The sequence below is a fragment of the Sorangium sp. KYC3313 genome, from assembly GCF_052075895.1.
GTDB classification, from domain to species: Bacteria; Myxococcota_A; Polyangia; order Polyangiales; family Polyangiaceae; genus Sorangium; species Sorangium cellulosum_B.
Window position 1 is genome coordinate 8,672,250 of the sequence record NZ_CP197255.1, and the last position, 20,357, is coordinate 8,692,606.

Genomic DNA, 20,357 nt, shown 5'->3' on the forward strand with positions numbered 1-20,357 from the left:
ACAGCGGCGATCGCAGAAGAAGCGGAAGGAGCCCCGGAAGGAGGCGGCCGTTGACGGGCGCCCCCGGCGCGCAGGGCTGGCCACGGCCGCCCGCTGCACGGGGGCCTGCCCCGCCGCGCGGACCGGGGGTGCCCTGGCACACATGTCAGCCGGGCCTTCGCGGCGAACCGAGCGCGTCCAGGGCCTCGTTCAAACTATTTGCATCTATGTGCATCAACACATATACAGGAGCCATGGTCTCGGTCGCAGAGACGCCGGCTCAACCGGAGGAGGCGGTCGCGCGGTGCGAGCTGTACCGGCTGCTGGCGGATCCGGTGCGGGTGCGGCTCCTCGGCCTGGCCGCGGCGGAGGAGCTCGCCGTCGGAGAGCTGGCCGAGCTGCTCCGCGAGGGCCAGCCGAAGATCTCGCGCCACGCGGCCGCGCTCCGCGAGGCGGGGATCCTGCTCGCCAGGCGCCAGGGGACGTGGACGCTGCTCCGCCTGGATCCGCGCGCGACGACCGATCCCGTGGTCGACGACGCGGTGCGCGCGGGCCAGCGCGCGTGCGCGGCGGACGGGACGCTCGCGCGCGTCGAGGAGGTGCTGGCCGCGCGCGACGCCGAGACGCGCGAGTTCTTCGCGCGCGGCGGGCGGCCGTTGCGCCCGGGGCCGCCGGCCGAGCTCGCCGCCTACCTCGCGGCGCTCGCGCCGCTCCTGCCCCATCGGCGGTTGGCGGTCGACGCGGGCACCGGCGACGGGGCGCTGCTCGAGGTGCTGTCGCCCGTCTTCGATCGCGTCGTCGCGCTCGATCGCGCGAGCGCGCAGCTGCAGCTCGCCGGGGAGCGCCTGCGGCGGCGCAGCCTCGAGAACGTCGAGCTGGTGTGCGGCGAGATCGACGGGCCCGAGGTGATCCGGGCCGTGGCGCGCGCGCTCGGCGGCGATCCTCCGGAGGCCGGCGAGGCCCTCTCCGGGGGCGCCGACGTGGTCTTCGCGGCGCGCGTGCTGCACCACGCGCCTCAGCCGGCAAAGGCGATGCGCGCGCTCGTCGAGCTCGCCCGCCCGGCCGCGCCCGGCCGCGGCGACGGCGCTCACGCCCGCGGGGGCGCGGTGTGCGTGCTCGATTACGAGGCGCACCACGATCAGGCCCTCCGGGAGCAGGAGGCGGACATCTGGCTCGGCTTCTCGCCGGGCGACCTCCGAGGCCTCGCCGAGGAGGCCGGGCTCTCCGGCGTCGAGCTCCGGCGGCTGCCGTCCGCGTGGCAGGGCGAAGGCCCGGATCGACACCTGGTTTGGCAGCTGCTCGTCGGCTGGCGCGGCGCGCGCACAAGCGCATTCACCGAAAAGGCAAAGGGACACCATGACTGCTGAGAAGAAGCTCTCGTACAAGGTCGCCGACATCACGCTCGCGGACTGGGGTCGCAAGGAGATCCGCATCGCCGAGAAGGAGATGCCCGGGCTGATGGCGCTCAGGGCGGAGTACGGCCCGACGCAGCCGCTCAAGGGCGCGCGCGTCGCCGGCTGCCTCCACATGACGATCCAGACCGCGGTGCTGATCGAGACGCTGGTGGCCCTCGGCGCGGAGGTCACCTGGACGAGCTGCAACATCTACTCGACGCAGGACCACGCGGCGGCGGCGATCGCGGCGGCCGGCATCCCGGTCTTCGCGTGGAAGGGCGAGACCCTCGAGGAGTACGACTGGTGCATCGAGCAGCAGCTCTACGCCTTCAAGGGCGGCAAGGGGCCCAACATGATCCTCGACGACGGCGGCGATCTCACGATCGTCGCCCACGAGAAGCACCCGGAGCTCTTCACCGGCGCCGACCCGATCCGCGGGCTCTCCGAGGAGACGACGACCGGCGTGCACCGGCTCTACGAGATGCACCGCGCGGGCAAGCTGAAGGTGCCCGCGATCAACGTCAACGACTCGGTGACCAAGAGCAAGTTCGACAACCTCTACGGTTGCCGCGAGTCGCTGGGCGACGGGATCAAGCGGGCCACCGACGTGATGTTCGCCGGCAAGGTCGCCGTCGTGTGCGGCTACGGCGACGTCGGCAAGGGGTGCGCGCAGTCGCTGCGCGGCCTGGGGGCGCGCGTGATCATCACCGAGATCGACCCGATCTGCGCGCTGCAGGCGGCGATGGAGGGCTACGAGGTGAAGCGCCTCGAGACCGTCGCCCCGGTCGGCGACATCTTCGTCACGGCGACCGGCTGCGCCGACGTCGTCCGGGCGGAGCACATGATCGCGATGAAGGACGAGGCGATCCTCTGCAACATCGGGCACTTCGACTCGGAGATCCAGATCGCGTGGCTCGAGAAGAACCCCGAGATCAAGGAGGAGAACATCAAGCCGCAGGTCGATCACTTCGTCTTCCCGGACGGCAAGCGGCTGATCGTCCTCGCGCGCGGCCGGCTCGTGAACCTCGGGTGCGCCACCGGCCACCCGTCGTTCGTGATGTCGACCTCGTTCTCCAACCAGGTCCTCGCGCAGATCGCCCTGTGGACCGAGAAGCATGCGATCGGCGTCCACCTGCTGCCGAAGAAGCTCGACGAGAAGGTCGCGGCGCTGCACTTGCCGAAGCTCGGGGTCGAGCTGACCCAGCTCACGACGGAGCAGGCGAAGTACCTGGGCGTCCCCGCCGAGGGCCCCTTCAAGGCCGAGAACTACCGCTACTGAGCGTCGGGCTTTCGGCGCCTCCGCCGCTGGGGTAGGCGGCCGATCGATGGATCCTCGCCACAGCAAGGACGAAGCCCAGCGCACCCTCGACACCTACGCCTCGACCTGGGGCGAGGATCTCGCCCTCCGCGTCTACACATCGCGCCTGCTCGGCGCCGATCCGTCGCTCGTCCTCCACGGCGGCGGGAACACGAGCGTCAAGAGCACGGCGGTCGACCTGCTCGGCGATCGCGTCGACGTGCTCTTCATCAAGGGCAGCGGGTGGGACCTCGCGACCATCGAGCCGCGCGGCTTCCCGGCGTGCCGCCTCGCGCCGCTCCAGCGCGCGTGCGCGCTCGAGGCGATGACCGACGAGCAGATGGTCGCGCTGCTGCGCGGCCAGATGCTGGATCCGGCGAGCCCGACGCCGTCGGTCGAGGCGCTGCTGCACGCGATCATCCCCGCGAAGTTCGTCGATCACACGCACGCGGACGCGGTGCTCGCGGTCATCGATCAGCCCGGCTCGGCCGAGGTCGTCCGGGCGATCTACGGGGACGGCGCGCTCTTCGTGCCGTACGTCATGCCAGGCTTCGCGCTCGCCCGCCGCGTCGCCGAGCTCGTCCGGGAGCGCCTCGCGCAAGGGGCGCTCCCGTCGCTGATGATCCTCGACAAGCACGGCGTCTTCACGTGGGGAGACACCGCCGAGGAGAGCTACACGCGCATGATCGACGCCGTGACGCGCGCCGAGCACTACATCGCCGAGCGCAGCGTGATCGTCTCGCACCCCACGGTCGTGGCGGATCCGGACCTCCGGGCCGCCATCGGGCCGGTCGTCCGCGGAGCGCTCGCCCGCGCGTCGGGGCGCCCCTGGGTCTGCACGCTCCGCACCGGCCTGGAGCTGCTCGCGTTCTGCGCGCGCGACGATCTGGCCAGGGTCTCGCAGATCGGCTGCGCCACGCCGGACCACGTCATCCGCACCAAGGCGCGGCCGCTCGTCATCCACGGCCACGACATCACCGACACGGCGCGCTTCCGCGCGACCGTCGAGCAGGCCATCGCGAGGTACGTGGACGAGTACCACGAGTACTTCCGCCGCTCCTGCGCGGCGCGGGGCGTCGCCCGCGACGAGCTCGACCCGTTCCCGCGGGTGCTGCTGTTCCCCGGGGCGGGCGCGCTGTGCGTGGGCGGCTCCCGCGCCGAGGCGGAGATCGTCGCGGACGTCTATGCCCACACCGTCTCCGTGATCGAGGCCGCCGAGGCGCTCGGCGGGTACCAGCCGGTCCCGGAGCTCGACCTCTTCGACATGGAGTACTGGAGCCTCGAGCAGGCGAAGCTGAAGCTCGGCGCAGGCCAGCGGGGCCCGCTCGATCGGCGGATCGCGCTGATCACGGGCGCCGCCTCGGGGATCGGGCACGCGACCGCGGCGGCGTTCCTCGCCGCGGGGGCGCACGTGGTGCTGGCCGATCGCGATGAGGAGTCGCTCGAGAGGGCCGCCGCCGAGCTCGGGGGCCGCTACCGCGGCCGCTGCATGAAGGTCGCCTGCGACGTGCGCAGCGAGGCCAGCGTGCACCGCGCGTTCGCGCAGAGCGCGGCGCACCTCGGCGGCGTCGACATCGTCGTCTCGAACGCAGGCCGCGCGTTCTCGGGCTCCCTCCACACGTCCGAGGGGCACGAGGCCCTGTGCGCGTCGCTCGAGCTGAACCTGCTCGGCCACCAGAACGTCGCCCGCGCGGCGGCGCGGGTGCTGCTCGCGCAGGGCTCAGGCGGCGCGATCCTGTTCAACGCGTCGAAGAGCGCGTTCAACCAGGGGCCCGATTTCGGCCCCTACGGCGTCGCCAAGGCGGCGCTCGTCTCGCTGATGCGCCAGTACGCCGTGGACCTCGGACCTCAGGGCATCCGGGCCAACGCCGTGAACGCCGACCGGATCCGCACCGCGCTCTTCGGCGCCGGCTTGCTGGAGGCGCGCGCCCGCGCCCGCAACGTCTCGGTCGACGACTACTTCCGCGACAACCTGCTCCGGCGCGAGACCACCGCGGCGGACGTGGCGCAGGCGTTCCTTTACCTCGCGACCGCCGAGGCCACGACGGGCTGCGTCGTGACCGTCGACGGCGGGAACGCCGCCGCTTTCCCCCGCTGAGCCGGTCGGCTCAGAGCCCCTGCGCGCTCGCCCCGCCGCCGCCGCCCTCGCCGAGCGCGGCCCCGTCGAGGGGCTTCTGGGCGTCGAGCCGGATCTTCTTCCAGTCCCCCGAGCGGAACTTCCACACCATGGTCGCGGCGAGGAGGACCACGTACACGACGCCGGCGCCCCAGATGCCCATCAGGCCGAAGCCGAGCGTGATGCCGAGCAGCCACGCCAGCGGGACGAGGCAGGTGAAGTGCAGGATGAGCTCCACGACCATGACGAACAGCGTGTTGCCCGCGCCGAAGAGCGCCTGCGTGAGGATCATGCCGACCGCGACGAGCGGCGTGCAGATGCCCATGATCTGGAGCGGCCGGAGCGCCGCGGCCTGGACGAGCTCGCTGCTGCTGGCGAACGCGAGGATCTGCGGCGCGAAGATCGCCTCGAGCAGGCCGACGACGCCGAAGATCGCGAGCCCCAGCCGGACGCTGGCCCAGCCGAAGCGCGCGGCCTTGTCGCCGTCCTTCTCGCCGAGCGACTGCGCGACCAGCGTCGCCGTCGACGTGCCGAAGGCGAGGCAGGCGGTGAACGTGAGCTTCAGGATCCCGACGATCACCGTGGTCGCGGCGCCGTACACCGGCTCCGCGCGGCCGCCGGGGCAGAGCGGCGAGACGACCCCCGCCGGCGTGACCTGGTCGAGCTTGCTGGCGATCGCGTAGAAGAGCGCGAAGCCCGTCATGATCGCGACGGTCGCGACGGCGCTCGGGATCGACAGCCTGAGGATGGACCAGACGAGCGGGGCCGAGAGCTTGCTCGTGGCGAACGGGCGGTAGCGGCGCCGGTACTCCGGCAGGAGCGCGTACGCGAGCATGATCGCGAGGCCGACGTAGGTCGAGATGAAGCCGGCCATGCCGGCGCCGGCGATGCCGTACTTCGGGATGCCGAGCGAGGCGTTGCCGAAGATGAGCAGGAGGCAGAGCACGATGTTCAGCCCGTTCATCGCGAGGGCCGAGACCAGGTGGATGTGCGTCTTGCCGATCCCGTCGAAGAACGCCTTCAGCGCGAACGTCGCCGCCATCGACGTCACGCCGAGCAGGCGCCAGCCGAGGTAATCGAGCGCCGCCTGCCGCGCGTCGGGCACCTTGATGATGACGGACAGGATGTACGGCATCGTCAGGTACCCGATCGCGGAGAACACGACGCCGGCGACGATCGCGAAGAACAGGGCGTTCGCGAGGACCGCGCCAGCGTCCCCGGGGCGATTCTCGGCGAAGCGGCGCGCCGTGAACGCCTGCGTGCCGACCGAGATCGCGCTGAGCGAGCCACCGAACAGCCACAGGACGATCAGCGACGGCAAGAGCGCCGCGTGCGCGTTCGAGGACTCGGGGCACGGCAGGTGCGCGAAGAAGACGATGTCGACCTCGTTGACGATGCTCTGGGTGAGCATCGCCGCCACGGTCGGCAGCGCGAGCCGCAGGATGGCGCGATGGGGTGGGCCCGAAGTTACGGCGTTCGAGCCCGGCGCGGACGGGGCGATCTGAGCCATCGCAGGCTGCGCGGTATACAACGCCGCGGCCCATGCGCGAGCGAAATGCGCCGCGCGACGCGCGGCTACTCCGCTTTCGCGACCCGGGACCGGCGCTTGTGACGGCGCCGCTTCGCTTCGCTGCGATCCTCGTGCGCTCCTTTCGAGGCCGTGTCAGCCTCGCCACGCGCGGGTGTCGGCGCGGCCGACGCGCGCGCCGCAGACGAGGACGATCGCTCGCGCGCCTTGGGCTCGCGCTTCGCGACCTCGCGGGAGGCGCGATCCGCCGCGCCGCGCGCCGCAGGTTTGTCGGCCTTCGGCGCCGGCGCGCGCGCGGTCCTCGCCGAGGCGCGCCGGGCGACCTCGTCCCTCGCGGGCGGCTTCGCCGCGTCGCTCTTCGCGACGGCGACCTGCGCAGGCGACACGACCGCCGCAGGCTGCGCGGCTCCCTCTCGGGGCGCGGCGGCATCGGGGCCGTCGGCGGGCACAGCCGCGAGGGCCGAAGGCGTGGCGCTCCCCTGCCCTGCCGCGCCAGGCCCTGCCGCGCTGGCCGCTGCGAGGGCCGCCGCGACGGACGCCGGCGCGTAGGAAGCTGCCGCGAGCGACGGCGCCTCCGCGGCCGCTGCCGGCGCCTCCGCGGCTGCCGCCGACGCCTCCGCAGCGATCCCCGGCGCGGCGGGCTGCGCCGCGTCACCCGACGTCGCGGCCGCCTCGCCCGCAGCGCCGACGAGCGCAGCGACCGCGGGGACACGGGCCACCAGCTCGCGCCCCTTGCCGACGACCAGCACGCCCGCGAGCGTCATCGCGGCGGCGACCGCGGCGAACCCCAGCGCGCGGCGGCGGGCGCGCGCGCGAGCAGGTCGCCCCAGCGCCTCCAGGATGGCCTTTCGCATCTCGGCGGCGCTCTGGAAGCGGACGCTCGGGTGACGGGCCAGCGCGCGCATCACCAGATCGTCGACGAAGGTCGGGATCTGCCGGGTCGGCGCGCGCTCGCGGAGGCGCTCGGGGCTGCCCTTGATCTTCGCGTCGATCAGCGCGACGAGGCTCTGCTCGACGAACGGCAGGCGCCCCGTGAGCATCTCGTAGAGGACGCAGCCGAGCGCGTAGAGATCGGCGCGCCCGTCGATGCGCCCCGACGCGGCCTGCTCGGGGGCCATGTACTCGGGCGTCCCGACGATCGCGACCGCGGCCCGGGCCGGCCCTTCGCCGGCGCCCGTCTCGTCCGCGACGCCATAGGCCTCGCCGCGATCCTCGGAGAGGCGCTTCGCGAGCCCGAAATCGAGCAGCTTCAGGCCGGCGTCCGCGAGGGAGAGCGCCCCCTCGGCGCCGCGCGGGCGCGTCATGAAGAGGTTCTCGGGCTTGATGTCCCGGTGAACGAGCCCCTCGGCATGCGCGAGCTCGAGCGCGCTCAGCACCTTGACGGCCATCGCGAGCGCGTCCCTCCAGTCGATCGCGCCGCCGCGGACGAGCAGGGCGTCGAGCGTCTCGCCCTCCAGGAGGTCCATGGCGCAGAACAGCCGGCCGTCCGCGGCCATGCCGAAATCGTGGACCTTCACGAGGTGCTCGTGGGAGAGGCGCGAGAGGACGCGGGCCTCACGGCGGAAGCGGCTCGCGATCACGTCGGTCGCCGAGTGCTCCGCCGAGACGACCTTGAGCGCCACGCGGCGCCCCAGATCGACGTGCTCCGCCTCGTGGACGGTGCTGCTCGCGCCCGTCCCGATCTCGCGCAGCAGCCGGTAGCGCGTCCCGGGCAGCGCGCCGTCGTCCACGCGCTCGGCGGAGGCCATGGCCTCGGCGCGCGGGCTCACCGGCGTCACGGCCGTGGCGCGACGGGCCTTGGCGGCGGCGACGAGGGCCGCGAACTCGCCGCGCGAGCGCCCCGGCTCGCCAGGGAACAGGCGCTGCATCAGGTGCGCGGCCCGCGCGCGCACGCCGCGCTCGCCGCCGGGCAGGGCCACCGCCGCCCCGAGGAGCGCGGCGAGGTCGCGCGCGGCGGCGCGGCTCGACGGGTACCGGGCCTCGCGGTCGAAGGCCGTGAGCCGCCCGATGGCGGCGTCGAGCGCCGACGGGGCCCCGAGCGACAGCGCGATCGGCGGCGGATCGTTCTGGTTGCGCGCGACCGCGGCCATGTGCGTCTGCGCGTCGCCCTGGAGGAACCGGCGCCCCGCGCACAGCTCCCAGAGCATGATCCCGAGCGCGTAGAGATCGACCCGCGCGTCGCCCGGGTCGCCGTTGGCGACCTCCGGCGCGACGTAGCCCGGCTTCGCGAAGACGACGCCCGCGACCGTGTGGCAGCGCCGGTTCTGCCCGCGGGCGGTGCCGAAATCGATGATCTTCACGTCGCCGGCGAAGCCGAGCATCACGTTCTGCGGCGACAGATCGCGGTGGACGATGGCGAGCGCGGCGCCCGACGGGTCCCTGCGCTCGTGCACGTGGGCGAGCGCCTCGGCGATCATCGTCGCGATCGCGACCGCCTCCGCCCAGTCGAAGCGGTGCCCGAGCTGCACCGCGCGGGCCCGGACCTCGCCGAGGCTCCGGCCCTCGACGTGCTCGACCACCGCGTAAGGCTCCCCCGTCGCGGGGTCGACGTCCGCCTCGATGACCTGCGCGACGCCGGAGTGCTGGAGCTGCGCCTGCACCCGCGCTTCGTCCAGGAAGCGGGCGATGTAGCTCGGGTCGGACGCGTGCTCGCGGCGGATGATCTTCACGACGACGGGGCGCTCGGCGCCTTCCAGCCCGGTCGTGGAGGCGAGGAACACCTCCCCCATGCCTCCCCGAGCGATGCGCCGCAGGAGCACGTAACGGCCGAGCGGCCGGGGAACATCGTCCGCAGCGAAGCCGCTCCTGGTGGGCTCGTGCGAGGGCGGAGGAACCGGGCGAGGCACGGTCGCGGAGGAGTTCGCCATGGAGCGAACCTACCGGATGTAGGACAAGGTGGGCCAAGTTCGCGCGAACCGCTGCGCGACGCGGAAACCTGCCGTGCTCCTGCTGACGCGGGCCGCTCGAACCACCGTTTCGACACAGGGGATCTCCAACTTATCCACAGGGATATCCACACCCTGTCGACAAGTGGCGTCCTCCGGGCGGTACCCTGGAGAAGCGTCGGGATCCGTCCAGGAAGACCTCGAAGTGTCGCATTCCTGCGGGGATCCGGGCCATTGCTCTCCCTGCATGCCTCGGCTAATCCTTGCGAGGGATGTCGCGACACGCTGTCCAGCGCCTGATGACCGTGCTGACGTTCGCGTTGGCGCTGGTCCTGCCGCTGACAGCGCGCGCTGCGATCGTCCCGGTGTGCGAGGACGACCGGATGACGATCGTCGCCCCGCCGGACGAGCCGTCGTGCACGGTCCTGACCAGCGTCGACGATGCGACGGGCGAGACGAGGGACGCGCCGATCTGCGATCCCCGCGGAGCTTCCTCGGTCGCTCCGCCCCGCACCCTCCCGATCACCGACGCGCGGATCGACGCGGCGCCGGGCTGCGCCAGGAGCGATGGCGGGCCGATGGTCGGGCCGAACTCGCGGCACCCCGGCCCTGTGAGCGAGCTCTCCAGCGCCCCGCAGCAGGCGTTGCTCCTTCCTGACCTCGTCCTCCCTGCCCCGTGCGCGCCGCTCTCGCGCTTCTCGTTCGCGGCGGTCTCCGGAGGACCGCGTCCCGGCGTCGCGCAGGGCGTTTACCACCCGCCTCGATGAGGCGAGCTCGCCGGCAGCCCGCACGCGATCGCGCCGCGTGGTCTCTCGCAGACCACAGCTCTTGGCGCGAGGGCGGCGCTGCCGCGAGCTCCGGAGCGCTTGCCGGTCTGACCCGAGCCTCCTAGGCGCTGGTCCGGTCCCACGTCGCGCAGGCTCGCCCTCCCGAGGGCGACGTGCCAGCCGCGATCGAGGCCGGTCGCAGGCGCCGGCGTGAGGGTTGAGAGCGGCCCTGGCGCTCCGCCGGGGGCTGCGCCGCGCGCACGCGGCGGCGGCTCCGTCGGCCCGGGGTGGCTCGCCGCCCCGGGAGGTCACGATTGGCGATCTTGTCGCGGGCGCTGCACCCGGTGCCGCGCCCGCGTTGAAGGAGGGGCCCGCCTGGCGGAACCCCACCACGTTGAGAGAGGAAATATCATGAACAAGGGAACAGCCATCGTCGGCTTTCTTCTCTGCTTCATCGCAGGGATGGGGCTGATGTGGAGCATCGATCGGAGCGCCGGCTCGCGCGGGCATGAGATCTCGGCGGCCTTCGAGGACGGTCAGCCGTGGACCGACGAGGACGCGGCGGTCCCGGTGTCGTCGAAGGACCCCATGTGGGGCACGCGGGCGGCGCCGGTGACGATGGTCGTCTTCAGCGACTTCGAGTGTCCGTTCTGCAGCAAGGTCGAGACGACGATCAACCAGCTCAAGGACAAGTACGGTCCCGAGAAGCTGCGCATCCTCTGGAAGAACAACCCGCTCCCCTTCCACAAGAACGCGCGCCCGGCGGCGCTCGCGGCCGAGACCGTGTTCCGCCTCGGCGGCTCGAAGGCGTTCTGGAAGTTCCACGAGCTCGCCTTCCAGAACCAGAAGAGCCTCACGCCCGAGAACTTCGAGAAGTGGGCCGGCGACGCCGGCGTCGACAGGGCGAAGTTCAAGGCGGCGTTCGATCGGCAGGAGTACATGGCCAAGATCGACGCCGACATGGCGGTCGGCAAGACCTCGGGCGTCACCGGCACGCCCGCCTCGATCATCAACGGCGTGTTCCTGAGCGGCGCTCAGCCGATCGACAAGTTCACGTCCGTCATCGACGAGCAGCTCAAGGCCGCGCAGGCGGCGGTCGCCGCCGGGACCAAGCCCGACAAGGTGTACGCGAAGCTCGCCGCGGAGAACAAGGCGAAGGCGCCGCCCCAGAAGGACCGCGAGCGCCCGCAGGAGGACGACAAGACCGTCTGGAAGGTGCCCGTCGGCGACGCGCCGGCGAAGGGCCCGGCCACGGCGCTGGTCACCATCGTCGAGTGGTCCGACTTCCAGTGCCCGTTCTGCAGCAAGGTCGTCCCGACCCTCGACGAGATCATCAAGACCTACGGGGACAAGGTCCGGCTCGTCTGGAAGAACAACCCGCTCCCGTTCCACCAGCGCGCCGAGCCCGCGGCTGAGCTCGCCATGGAGGCCCGCGCGCAGAAGGGCGAGAAGGGCTTCTGGGACGCGTACTACCTGCTCTGGAAGAACCAGCAGAAGCTCAACGACGACGACCTGCTCGGCTACGCCAAGGAGCTCGGGCTCGACGTCGAGAAGGTGAAGGCCGCGATCGCCACCAAGAAGTTCGGCGCGTCCATCGCCGCCGATCAGGAGCTCGCGGACGACCTGCAGGCGTCCGGGACCCCGCACTTCTTCATCAACGGCCGCCGGCTCGTCGGCGCGCAGCCGATCGACAAGTTCAAGACGATCATCGACGAGGAGATCAAGAAGTCGGAGGCGCTGCTCGCCAAGGGCGTCGCCGCCAAGGACCTCTACGCCGAGATCATCAAGGACGGCAAGGAGCCGCCGCCGCCCGAGCGCAAGGAGGTCTCCGCGCCGGCGCCGAACAGCCCGTGGAAGGGCGGCGAGAGGGCCAAGGTCGTGATGCAGGTCTTCTCGGACTTCGAGTGCCCGTTCTGCAAGCGCGTCGAGGACACGGTCTCCCAGATCTCGAAGACCTACGGCGACAAGCTGAAGATCGTGTGGCGCCACCGGCCGCTGCCGATGCACAAGAACGCGCCGCTCGCGTCCGAGGCCGCGCAGGAGGCCTACACGCAGAAGGGCAACGCCGGGTTCTGGGCGTACCACGAGGTGCTCTTCAAGAATCAGGGGCAGCCGGACGCCTTCTCGCGCGCCTCGCTCGAGAAGTACGCCGAGGAGCAGGGCCTCGACATGACGAAGTTCAAGAAGGCGCTCGACGCGAACACCCACAAGGCGTTCGTGGACTCCGAGAACTCCGTGGCGGACAAGGCGGGCATCAGCGGGACGCCGGCGTTCGTCGTGAACGGCTACTTCATCAGCGGCGCGCAGCCGTTCTCGAAGTTCAAGAAGCTCATCGACAAGGCCATGAAGGAGGCCGGCGAGACCGCGCCCGCCGGGCTGCCCGTCAAGAGGCCGGCGCCCGCCACGCAGCCGGCCGCGGCCCCCGCCGCGCCGAAGTGAACCGCCGCTGCGCGGTTCGCTCTCTCCCCTTCCCCTGACCCTCCCTGAAGCCCACCCGACGGGCGGCTCCCGCTGAGCGGCTGAGCCGCCCGCCTCCCCGCGCGACGCGGGCTCAGCCTCCTTCTGCGCGCGTCGCCCGTGAGGCGTCGGCGCGCCGCTCCCGCGGGAGGCGGCGCCGCGGGCCGCCCGCCAGCCGCCGCCGCCCGCTCCATGGTTGCGGCGTCAGCCGGTGGTGCGGAACCGCGAGCGTCCCTCGGAGATCCACCACGCGCGGTAGCGCTCCTGGGCGGCCTCCCGCTCCTGCCGCGGCAGGTCCTCGTAGTAGCCGAAGTACTCCTTGGTGACGCCCTTCAGCTCGTCGATCGCCGCGCGGCGGATGGCAGGCTTCTCGTGCGTGAGCGCGTCGATGACCCACTCGATGCGATGGCGCTCGCCGTTCCTCGACCACCACGACAGCCACCTGCGCGCGTCCCGGCCGAGATCGTCCCGCGTGACGACGACCAGCGCCCGCGCTGCCGCCTCGACGATCGCCTCGTGAGGATCGGTGAGCGCGCTGATGAGCGCCGGCACGCTGGCTCCCGAGCGGATCTCGGTCATCGTCTCGATGGCCGCGAGCCGCCGCGCGGACGCCTCCTCGCGGTCGCGCGCGATGTGGTCGAGCCCCTGCAGGATCGGGCCGCCCGCGGGCGGCGCCGCGATCAGCGAGGCGGCCGACTGGATCGCGATCCGCCGCACGGCGATGCTGTCGTCGAAGAGCCGTGGGAGCAGCGCGTTGGCGGCCTCCGGGTACCGCAGCTCGCCGAGCACGTGCGTGGCCCAGAGGCGCACCTCGGGGTCGGGCGAGGAGCTCCGCACGGTCATGAAGGGCAGCGCCGGGCGCCGGATCGCGACGATGAGCTCGAGCAGCGGCCCGCACTGGGAGGCGGGGGGCGAGGTGGCGACGATCGCGGCGCCCTCCGGGCCGGCGAGCTGCTCGCGGAAGCGCTGGCGATCGACCCGGAGCGGACCGGGAAACCGCGCGGCGACGACCGAGATCGCCGTGTCGCCGTTGCGCACGAGCTCGGCGAACGCCCTCGCGCCGGCCTCGCCGCCCGCGAGCACATGTTGAAGGAGCGAGGTGTATTCCGCGCGCAAGTCGCCGGCCGGCGACGGCGAGACCGCGGCGCGCCGCTCGGACGGGGGCCTCGCGTACGCCGTGGCGGTATCGACGGCGACAGGCGTGCGGCGGCGCCACGAGGGCCGCCCCGCGGCCGGCGACGGGCCGAGCTCCCGGTGCTCTTCTGCGCCCGGCGTGATCGAGCTGTCGAGCATCCACGGAGGCCGTGAGTACCGCTTCGTCCGCGCCTCTTCCGGCTCGCCGAGATCGAGGTCCTCCGACGCCGAAGGGACCGGCGCCGCGGGGATCTCGAGGTCGGGGATCTCGTCGATGATCGCCGGCGACGACGACGCCGCGGCGCGCGGCGCGGGAAGCGGCGTGACCGCCGGCATCATCGGCGCCGTGACCGCCGGCATCATCGGCGCCGTGACGGCCGTGCCGGACACGACGGCCGCGTCCACCTCGAGGCCCGACCGGAACTGCGGCTCGGAGCCCATGCGCTGCGCGTGCGGCGTCGGGGCCGGCGGGATCGTCGAGCTGAAGGCCATCGCGTGCCCGACACCGTCGTCCGGCCGCACGGGCTCGGTCTCCACGCCGGTGCCGCGAAGGCCGAAGGCCCGCGCGACGGCGTCGATCCCGGAAGCGCCGTCCTCCGTGGTCCAGCCGCCCTGCGGCCGCACGGCTTGCGGCGCGACGTCGGAGGGGTCGGCGGGCGGGGGCTCCCCCGCGTCGCGGTCTGCGTCCGCCGCAGGCAGCTGCGCGCCCGCGGCGGCGACGTGCGAGCCGTGCGCGTCCGAACGGACCATGCTGCTCAGCTCCATGAGCGCGGCGCGGGTGCGCAGGGAGAGCGGTCCCTCCGTTGCCTGCTCGTCCATCGGCGCAGCGTCGCCCTCCGGAGGCGCGGCGGCGTCCTCCGGAGGTGCGGGCGCAGGAGGCTGCGGCGCGGGCGCGGGATGCTTCGGCGTGGCGGCCTCGTGGGGCGCCGGGCCGTCGCTTTGCTGGGCTCCGCCGCTGCGGTTCTGCTTCTTCCGCAGGATGAGCCGCTCCAGCACGGTCGCCGCGATGCCGGCGAGCGCGATGAGGTCTCCGATGCTCGAGAGCTCGACCGAGGTGGCGCCGTCGTCGCCGTAGACGAGCGCGACGACGCGGCCGCGCACGACGATCGGGACGACCGCCACGGCGGCCGCATGGACCTTCCTGCCGAGCTCGCGCTGGAGCTCGGCGTCAGGCGCGCTGCCCACGACGGCGGTGACGACCGGCGCGCGGAGCGCGCGCGCCCTGGCGAGGGCGCTCGGACGTTCGAAGGGCACGGTGATCTTCGTGACGCGCTCGCGCTCGGCGCCTGGACCTGAAGCGTTGCGGCCTTCAGCGCGCTCGCCGTGCACCGTGAACAGGACCGTGTACTCGAAGTACTGTTGAGCGAAGTCGAAGAGGACCCCGAGCACCTCTTCGCTCGATCCGACGGCGGCGAGCGCCTGCTCGGCCATGGCCAGCGTGAAGGGGCCCTTCCGCCTCTGCGCAGCGGGCGCAGACCGTCCCGCCTCGCGCATGGAGGTCTTCGCCGCCGGTGCGCTCGAGGAGAGCTCGCGTCGCTCCGCCGGAGCTGCCGCAGGTGCCGACACCGCGGGTGCCGACACCGCGGGTGCCGGCGTCGCAGGCGCTGACGGCACGGGTACCGGCGCCTCAGGTGTCGATACAGCGGGTACCGATGCCGCCGCTGCCGACGCCGTGGATGCGGATCCGTGGGGCTGCTGCTGGAGCGCCGCAGCGGCTCGCGGCAGCGGCTCTTGCTGAGGCCGGTGTGCAGCAGAGGCCCGCTTCAGCCAGCCCGTCAGGAGCTGAGTGCCCGGCGCTGGCGAACGCACGCTCGACAGCGCCGACGCGGGCGAGGCCGCTGCTTTCGGGGCCGGCTCCGGGATTTCGACGGGCGGCCCCGGGGCTTCCACGGGCGGCGACGTGCGCACGGCCTCCGATGGCGCCAGCGGCGAAAGGTGCGGCGCGAGCTGCTCGGAGCGCGGTGTCGGCACCGCCGGCTCGATCGCCGGCTCTTCCCGCAACGCGGCCGCCTGGCCGGTATGCGCGGCCGCCACGCCAGCAGCCGGCGTGGCGCGCGGTGAAGCGACCGCCTCGACCCGAGGCATGTGCGCCTCGGGATAGCGGAGCAAGGAGAGATCGAGCGGATACGCAGCGACGACCGTCGGCTCGTCATCCATCTCGTGGAGCGGCGGCTTCCTCGGCGTGGGCACCGCCTCGTTGAGCGCGACGTCCGCGACGACCGTGTCCTCGTCGTAGATCGAGGTCAGCGATTCGACCGTCGGCGCATCCTCGATGCTGGGTCGCTTTTGCTGGGTCTCAGCGGCATCCTCGGGCTCATCGACGCTGGCCAGCGACGCCGCCTCGACTCCTGGAGGTGACGTGGGGCGGACGCCTGCCGGTGAATCCACATCGGCGCCAGGGGGCGAGGCGGCAGCGAGCTCGGCCGATGGATCCGCGACGACCTCGTCAGGCGAACTCGTGTCGATCTGCGCGGACGCGCTGGCGTCGACCGCCGCGTGTGGAGCCGCGTCGGCGCCCGCAGGTGAGGCGGGCGCCGGCGCCGGCGGGACCGCGGCGGCGACCGGAGGGCCAGGCTCGTTCGCCGGGTTCGACTCGCTCGGGCTCGGCTCGGCGCGCGCGTCGAGCTGCTTCACCAGCCGCGACAACCGCCGCTCCAGGGCCACGCCGTAGTGCTCGGCGAGCGCCTGGCGGATGCGCACCAGCGGCGCGGCGAGCTGCCGCAGGCTGACCCCCAGCGCGAAGCTCAGCTCCTCCGCCACGGGCAACGCGAGGGGCTCTGCCGTGGCGATGACGAGCGTCGCCTCGCGCTGCGGGGCTCCCGTCGCTGCCACGTCGAGGCCCGCGCGTACGTCGAGGGGGAACACGCGGTGCTGGACCGCAAGATCGACGGGGATCGTCCGGAGCACCTCGGGCGACGCGGGCCGCAGCCGGCCCACGGCGGGCGGGAGCCCGAGGCTCTCCGCGAGCAGCGCCGTGAGCTCTCGCTCACGCACCGCACCCAGCTCCAGCACATTCGTGGCGAGATCGCCGCCGTGGAGCACTTGGCGGGCGATCGCCTCCTCGACCACCCGCATCGAGGTAACCCCATGCTGCACGAGGAGAGAGCTCAGCGTCGGCATCGAGGCGCATTCATCGGTGGGCAGTGGAAGTTGGAGCACGCTCGCGACGTGCGACCCCGTCCATCCTAGACGAAGTCTTCATCGGACACGATCCGCGCGTTGCGAGCCCAGGTAGGATCTCATCCGTCATCGCCGCTGGCGCTCGCCGCACGGCCGCGACCCGTCGTTTCGGGCGAACCGGGGGGAGAGCCCCGCCGAACGTCGCCGAGAGAGCACGTGAATCGCAGCCCCGTCGCGGAGAGCCCCGAGGCCGGCTCCGTCGAGCCGCCGTCCGCGCGCTCGGACGACGGCTCGACGATCAGCCCGCCCCCGTGCGCACCGAGGATGCCACGCGCGATCGCGAGCCCGAGGCCCAGCCGCTCTCGACGGCGCGGCGCGACAGGGTCGGCGGGGATCGCCGCCCGCTCGCCGAACGGATCGAGCAGCCGGGCGAGCGGCTCGGGCCCGACGGGGCCGGCCTCGTCGATGACGGTCACCACCGCGTCACCGCCAGAGATCGAGACACGCATCTGCACGGGGCGATCGCGCGAGCGCAGGATGGCGAAGCCGAGCACGTACTCGATCGCCACGCGGAGCAGCTCCGGATCCCCCTCCACGGGCGCGCCCTCGTCGGGCTCGGCATCGAAGGAGATGCGCACGCCACGCGCCGTGGCCGCCTCCTCGAGATGCCCCGCCGCGCGGCGGGCGAGCTCGCCAGCATCGCACGAGGCGATCGCCATGGGACGGCTCGCGTCCGCGCGGAGCCAGATGGAGTTGTCGAACTCGTCGAGCAGCCGCTTCAGCCGCTCGCCCGCGCCGCGCACGCGCTCCAGCATGTCCCGCGGCGCCGCCCCGAGATCCTTCTGGTAACGCAGGAGATAGTGGACCCCCGCCAGCATGGTCGCCAGCTCGCCCCGAAGATCGTGGCCCACACGCGCGAAGAACTCGTCATCCATCCACATAAACGCCTGCTCCGAATATGCAGCAGCGCGGACCGCGAGCATCAGACGAGCAAGCCAACTGTCGTCGGGGCTGCCCCGAAACGGCGGTCGCCGGAGGCTGGGGGGTGAGCCGCGCAGAGACCCCCATCTGCGCTGGACAGTTGATGGTTGCGGATAAGCGACCTGGGCACAAGGTGTACCTGGGGTTCGGGTTCCGCCTCCACCAGCGCGGGGGGGCCTTTCCAGAAACGCCGGCGGGAGGTCGTTGCTCTTCGCTGCTCTCCTTCCATGTTCCATGGTCCATGTTCCATGGGTCCATGGTCATGCTTCCGCGCATCGCGCATTGAAGCCCGAGCACCTGGGGAGCGCTGTCAGCCGAGCCGCGAGCGGGGGAGCATGTCCGAGGCAGAGCGCAGAGAGTTCACCGAGCATCACGACGAGCAGGGAGACGAGGATACCCTGGTGCTCGAGCGGCGGCGCCGGGTCCTCATCGTCGATGATGATCCCGATTTCCTCGTCATGGCGGAGGCGGCGCTCGCTGCGCACGGCTTCCTGGTGGAGCGGGCAGCCGGCGGGTTGCGTGGCGTGTTCCTCGCGACGCAGGACGTGCCGGATGTGATCCTGTGTGACCTGAGGATGCCCGGCATCGACGGCTTCGTCGTCGCCGAGGCGCTGCGCGCCGATCCGGCGACCCAGCACGTCGCCATCTTCGCGTGCACTGGCCGGCGCGATCTCGAGGCCCGCGCCGCCCTCAACGCCTCGGCGTTCGACGGCGTGCTCGTGAAGCCAGTCGACTGGGACAGCGCCGCTCGCTTGCTCCACGAGATCGTCGGCGTCCGCCGACCCTACGGACCTACCTAGGCCCCATCAGGAGCAGCCTGAAACCCCTTCAGGGCAAATGCAGGATAACCCCTGCGCGGGAGGGGAAATGCCCGGCATTGTGCCCGCAATCAGGTATACAAACATGACGTGACCCGAGCGGATCGCCCCCCTACATGACCCTGCGTGAGAGGTCGGCCGAGCGATGCCGGAGCCCCTCACGATCGATCGGGCGGCGCGGCGCGCCGAGGAATGGAAAGGTTCACTGGGATGGAAGTGAAGTCTGATGACACCGCGGTCTCGCCGCTCGTCCTGGTCGTGGACGACTTCCAGGACAACCGGGAGATGTTCGCGGAGTACTTGTCCTTCTCCGGGTTCCGCGTGGCCGAGGCGGCGACGGGGCGCGAGGCGCTCGATCGCGCCTTCGAGCTGATCCCGGACCTCATCCTGATGGACCTCTCGCTCCCCGAGATCGACGGCTGGGAGGCGACGCGCCACCTCAAGAACGATCCTCGCACCATGAGGATCCCCATCGTCGCCCTCACGGGTCACACGCTCGCGGGGCACTCGCGCGAGGCGAAGGACGCGGGGTGCGACGCCTTCCTGACGAAGCCGTGTATGCCGGACACGCTCGTGCTCGAGATTCGCCGCCTCCTGTCGCGCGGCAGCGCGTCATCGCAGCCGGAAAGCGCGCCCTGACGCGCCGCGACCGCCCTCTCCACGGAACCGGCGAAACCTGCACAGCGCGCATGAGCTCGCGAGATCCGCGAGGCGCGCGCCCTCCGCGAGACCGCGAATCGCGCACCTGCGCTCCCGCGCTGCCAGGACTGGACTGCGGCACCACCTGACTATTCTCGGTGCGGTCTTTCTGGCTAACTGAGAGCTTGAGAGGCACGAGGGGACAAGAATGGCGGGGGTGACGAGAAAAAAAGCCGGGAAAAACGCGACGGACGGCGCGGACGCAGCGCACGGCCGCACGCTCCGCGGGCGCACCACGGCGGCGCCCCTGCGCGCTCCGAAGCGGGGCTCGACGTCCGCTGCGGCGAGCGGGCCTCGATCCGCGGGACCGGCGACCCTGCGCGCCAGGGCGCCCAGGCGATCGAAGGCGGACGCGGAGCGGCTCGCCCCACGGGGCGACGCGGCCAAGCGCGAGCGGCTCGTCGAGGAGCAGGGCCAGCCCCTCGAGCGCCGCGCGGAGGCGGCGGAGCGCATCCTGCGCGAGACCGTATCCACCATCTCTCACGACCTCAGGAACTCGCTGAGCGTGATCGTCGTGAGCGCCCGCATGCTGATGCGATCCGTCCCTCAGGAGGGCCCGGGCAGGCGGCAGCTCGAGGCGATCACCCGCGCAGCGGACGAGATCAACCAGCTCGCGCAGGACCTGGTCGACGCCATGAGCATCGAGAACGGCTCGCTGAAGGTGGGCAAAGGCGCGCACGAGGTCGAGCCGATCCTCGACAAGGCGATCGAGCTCGTGGCGCCCACGGTCGCGCTGAAGCCGCTCGAGATCGCGAAGGAGCTGCCGCACGAGCTGCCGCCCATCGCGTGCGATCGGGAGCGCATCGTCCAGGTCATCGCCACCCTGCTCGGCAACGCCATGCGCTTCACGCCGAAGGGCGGACGCATCACGGTGCGCGCCGAGCCGTCGGGCACCGACGCGCGATTCTCGATCTCCGATACCGGACCTGGCATCTCCCCGGAGCAACAACCGCTGCTCTTCGCTCGCCACGCGCCCCCTCGAAGGCCCATGGGACAAGGGATGGGGCTCGCGGCGTTCGTCACCAAGGGCATCGTGGAGGCCCACGGCGGTACGATCTGGGTCGAGAGCTCGCCCGGCCAGGGCAGCACGTTCTTCTTCACCATCCCCGCCGCCGGGCTCTCGGTGCGCACAGCCACCTGAAGGGCACGAGGGTCACCGGGGCGCGCCCCGAACGCTGCGCG

12 protein-coding genes are annotated in these 20,357 nt (G+C 72.3%); 8 read left to right on the forward strand and 4 right to left on the reverse strand.

Features of this window, described 5'->3' with window-relative positions; all coding sequences use genetic code 11:
- The first annotated feature begins 233 nt into the window (after positions 1-233).
- Genes ACSRUE_RS32960 through ACSRUE_RS32970 form a run of 3 tightly spaced genes read left to right on the forward strand, consistent with a single transcriptional unit; the run spans position 234 to position 4,768 of the window.
- Positions 234-1,346, forward strand: coding sequence for an ArsR/SmtB family transcription factor (locus tag ACSRUE_RS32960; protein ID WP_437552820.1), 1,113 nt, complete (start codon positions 234-236; stop codon positions 1,344-1,346).
- Positions 1,336-2,652 carry an adenosylhomocysteinase gene (ahcY, locus tag ACSRUE_RS32965; RefSeq protein WP_437768184.1) on the forward strand — a complete coding sequence of 439 codons (1,317 nt, stop codon included), beginning with the start codon at positions 1,336-1,338 and terminating at the stop codon, positions 2,650-2,652. The genes ACSRUE_RS32960 and ahcY overlap by 11 nt, the downstream gene beginning before the upstream one ends.
- A 46-nt stretch (positions 2,653-2,698) precedes the next feature.
- Positions 2,699-4,768: a bifunctional aldolase/short-chain dehydrogenase gene (locus ACSRUE_RS32970; protein ID WP_441287060.1), complete on the forward strand. Its 2,070-nt coding sequence runs from the start codon at positions 2,699-2,701 to the stop codon at positions 4,766-4,768.
- 10 nt (positions 4,769-4,778) lie between these two features.
- Here ACSRUE_RS32970 and ACSRUE_RS32975 read toward each other — a convergent pair whose 3' ends face one another.
- Together ACSRUE_RS32975 and ACSRUE_RS32980 are read right to left on the reverse strand one after the other, a co-directional pair.
- The gene (locus ACSRUE_RS32975) at positions 4,779-6,197 is read right to left on the reverse strand and encodes an MATE family efflux transporter (RefSeq protein WP_441287061.1); all 1,419 of its coding nucleotides are present in this window, start codon (positions 6,195-6,197) and stop codon (positions 4,779-4,781) included.
- A 164-nt stretch (positions 6,198-6,361) separates the two neighbouring features.
- Positions 6,362-9,181 carry a serine/threonine-protein kinase gene (locus ACSRUE_RS32980; protein WP_441287062.1) on the reverse strand — a complete coding sequence of 940 codons (2,820 nt, stop codon included), beginning with the start codon at positions 9,179-9,181 and terminating at the stop codon, positions 6,362-6,364.
- Positions 9,182-9,471: 290 nt separating this feature from the next.
- Between ACSRUE_RS32980 and ACSRUE_RS32985 the strand changes: the two genes are divergently transcribed.
- The gene (locus ACSRUE_RS32985; RefSeq protein WP_441287063.1) at positions 9,472-9,966 is read left to right on the forward strand and encodes a hypothetical protein; all 495 of its coding nucleotides are present in this window, start codon (positions 9,472-9,474) and stop codon (positions 9,964-9,966) included.
- Between the two features lie 411 nt (positions 9,967-10,377).
- Positions 10,378-12,405, forward strand: coding sequence for a DsbA family protein (locus ACSRUE_RS32990; RefSeq protein ID WP_441287064.1), 2,028 nt, complete (start codon positions 10,378-10,380; stop codon positions 12,403-12,405).
- 222 nt (positions 12,406-12,627) lie between these two features.
- Here the strand turns inward: ACSRUE_RS32990 and ACSRUE_RS32995 are convergent, their stop codons facing one another.
- Positions 12,628-16,677, reverse strand: coding sequence for a HEAT repeat domain-containing protein (locus tag ACSRUE_RS32995; protein WP_441287065.1), 4,050 nt, complete (start codon positions 16,675-16,677; stop codon positions 12,628-12,630).
- 119 nt (positions 16,678-16,796) lie between these two features.
- Entirely contained in the window at positions 16,797-17,618 is an 822-nt protein-coding gene (locus ACSRUE_RS33000) for a sensor histidine kinase (protein ID WP_441287066.1), read from the reverse strand.
- 375 nt (positions 17,619-17,993) lie between these two features.
- Here ACSRUE_RS33000 and ACSRUE_RS33005 point away from each other — a divergent pair, with 375 nt between their 5' ends.
- From ACSRUE_RS33005 to ACSRUE_RS33015, 3 genes are all read left to right on the forward strand, one after another.
- Positions 17,994-18,458, forward strand: coding sequence for a response regulator (locus ACSRUE_RS33005; protein WP_437768192.1), 465 nt, complete (start codon positions 17,994-17,996; stop codon positions 18,456-18,458).
- Positions 18,459-18,686: 228 nt separating this feature from the next.
- Positions 18,687-19,115 carry a response regulator gene (locus ACSRUE_RS33010; RefSeq protein ID WP_441287067.1) on the forward strand — a complete coding sequence of 143 codons (429 nt, stop codon included), beginning with the start codon at positions 18,687-18,689 and terminating at the stop codon, positions 19,113-19,115.
- Between the two features lie 208 nt (positions 19,116-19,323).
- Positions 19,324-20,316, forward strand: a complete 993-nt coding sequence (locus tag ACSRUE_RS33015; protein WP_441287068.1) for a sensor histidine kinase — start codon at positions 19,324-19,326, stop codon at positions 20,314-20,316.
- The last annotated feature ends 41 nt before the right edge of the window (positions 20,317-20,357 follow it).

Excerpts from the sequence above, each read along its gene's own strand:
- ACSRUE_RS32960 (WP_437552820.1), top strand. The coding sequence starts at position 234 with ATGGTCTCGGTCGCAGAGACGCCGGCTCAACCGGAGGAGGCGGTCGCG.
- ACSRUE_RS33000 (WP_441287066.1), bottom strand. The coding sequence starts at position 17,618 with ATGTGGATGGATGACGAGTTCTTCGCGCGTGTGGGCCACGATCTTCGG.
- ACSRUE_RS32990 (WP_441287064.1), top strand. The coding sequence starts at position 10,378 with ATGAACAAGGGAACAGCCATCGTCGGCTTTCTTCTCTGCTTCATCGCA.
- ACSRUE_RS33015 (WP_441287068.1), top strand. The coding sequence starts at position 19,324 with ATGGCGGGGGTGACGAGAAAAAAAGCCGGGAAAAACGCGACGGACGGC.
- ACSRUE_RS32985 (WP_441287063.1), top strand. The coding sequence starts at position 9,472 with ATGTCGCGACACGCTGTCCAGCGCCTGATGACCGTGCTGACGTTCGCG.
- ACSRUE_RS32980 (WP_441287062.1), bottom strand. The coding sequence starts at position 9,181 with ATGGCGAACTCCTCCGCGACCGTGCCTCGCCCGGTTCCTCCGCCCTCG.
- ACSRUE_RS33010 (WP_441287067.1), top strand. The coding sequence starts at position 18,687 with ATGGAAGTGAAGTCTGATGACACCGCGGTCTCGCCGCTCGTCCTGGTC.
- ACSRUE_RS32970 (WP_441287060.1), top strand. The coding sequence starts at position 2,699 with ATGGATCCTCGCCACAGCAAGGACGAAGCCCAGCGCACCCTCGACACC.
- ACSRUE_RS32975 (WP_441287061.1), bottom strand. The coding sequence starts at position 6,197 with ATGCTCACCCAGAGCATCGTCAACGAGGTCGACATCGTCTTCTTCGCG.
- ahcY (WP_437768184.1), top strand. The coding sequence starts at position 1,336 with ATGACTGCTGAGAAGAAGCTCTCGTACAAGGTCGCCGACATCACGCTC.
- ACSRUE_RS32995 (WP_441287065.1), bottom strand. The coding sequence starts at position 16,677 with ATGCCGACGCTGAGCTCTCTCCTCGTGCAGCATGGGGTTACCTCGATG.
- ACSRUE_RS33005 (WP_437768192.1), top strand. The coding sequence starts at position 17,994 with ATGTCCGAGGCAGAGCGCAGAGAGTTCACCGAGCATCACGACGAGCAG.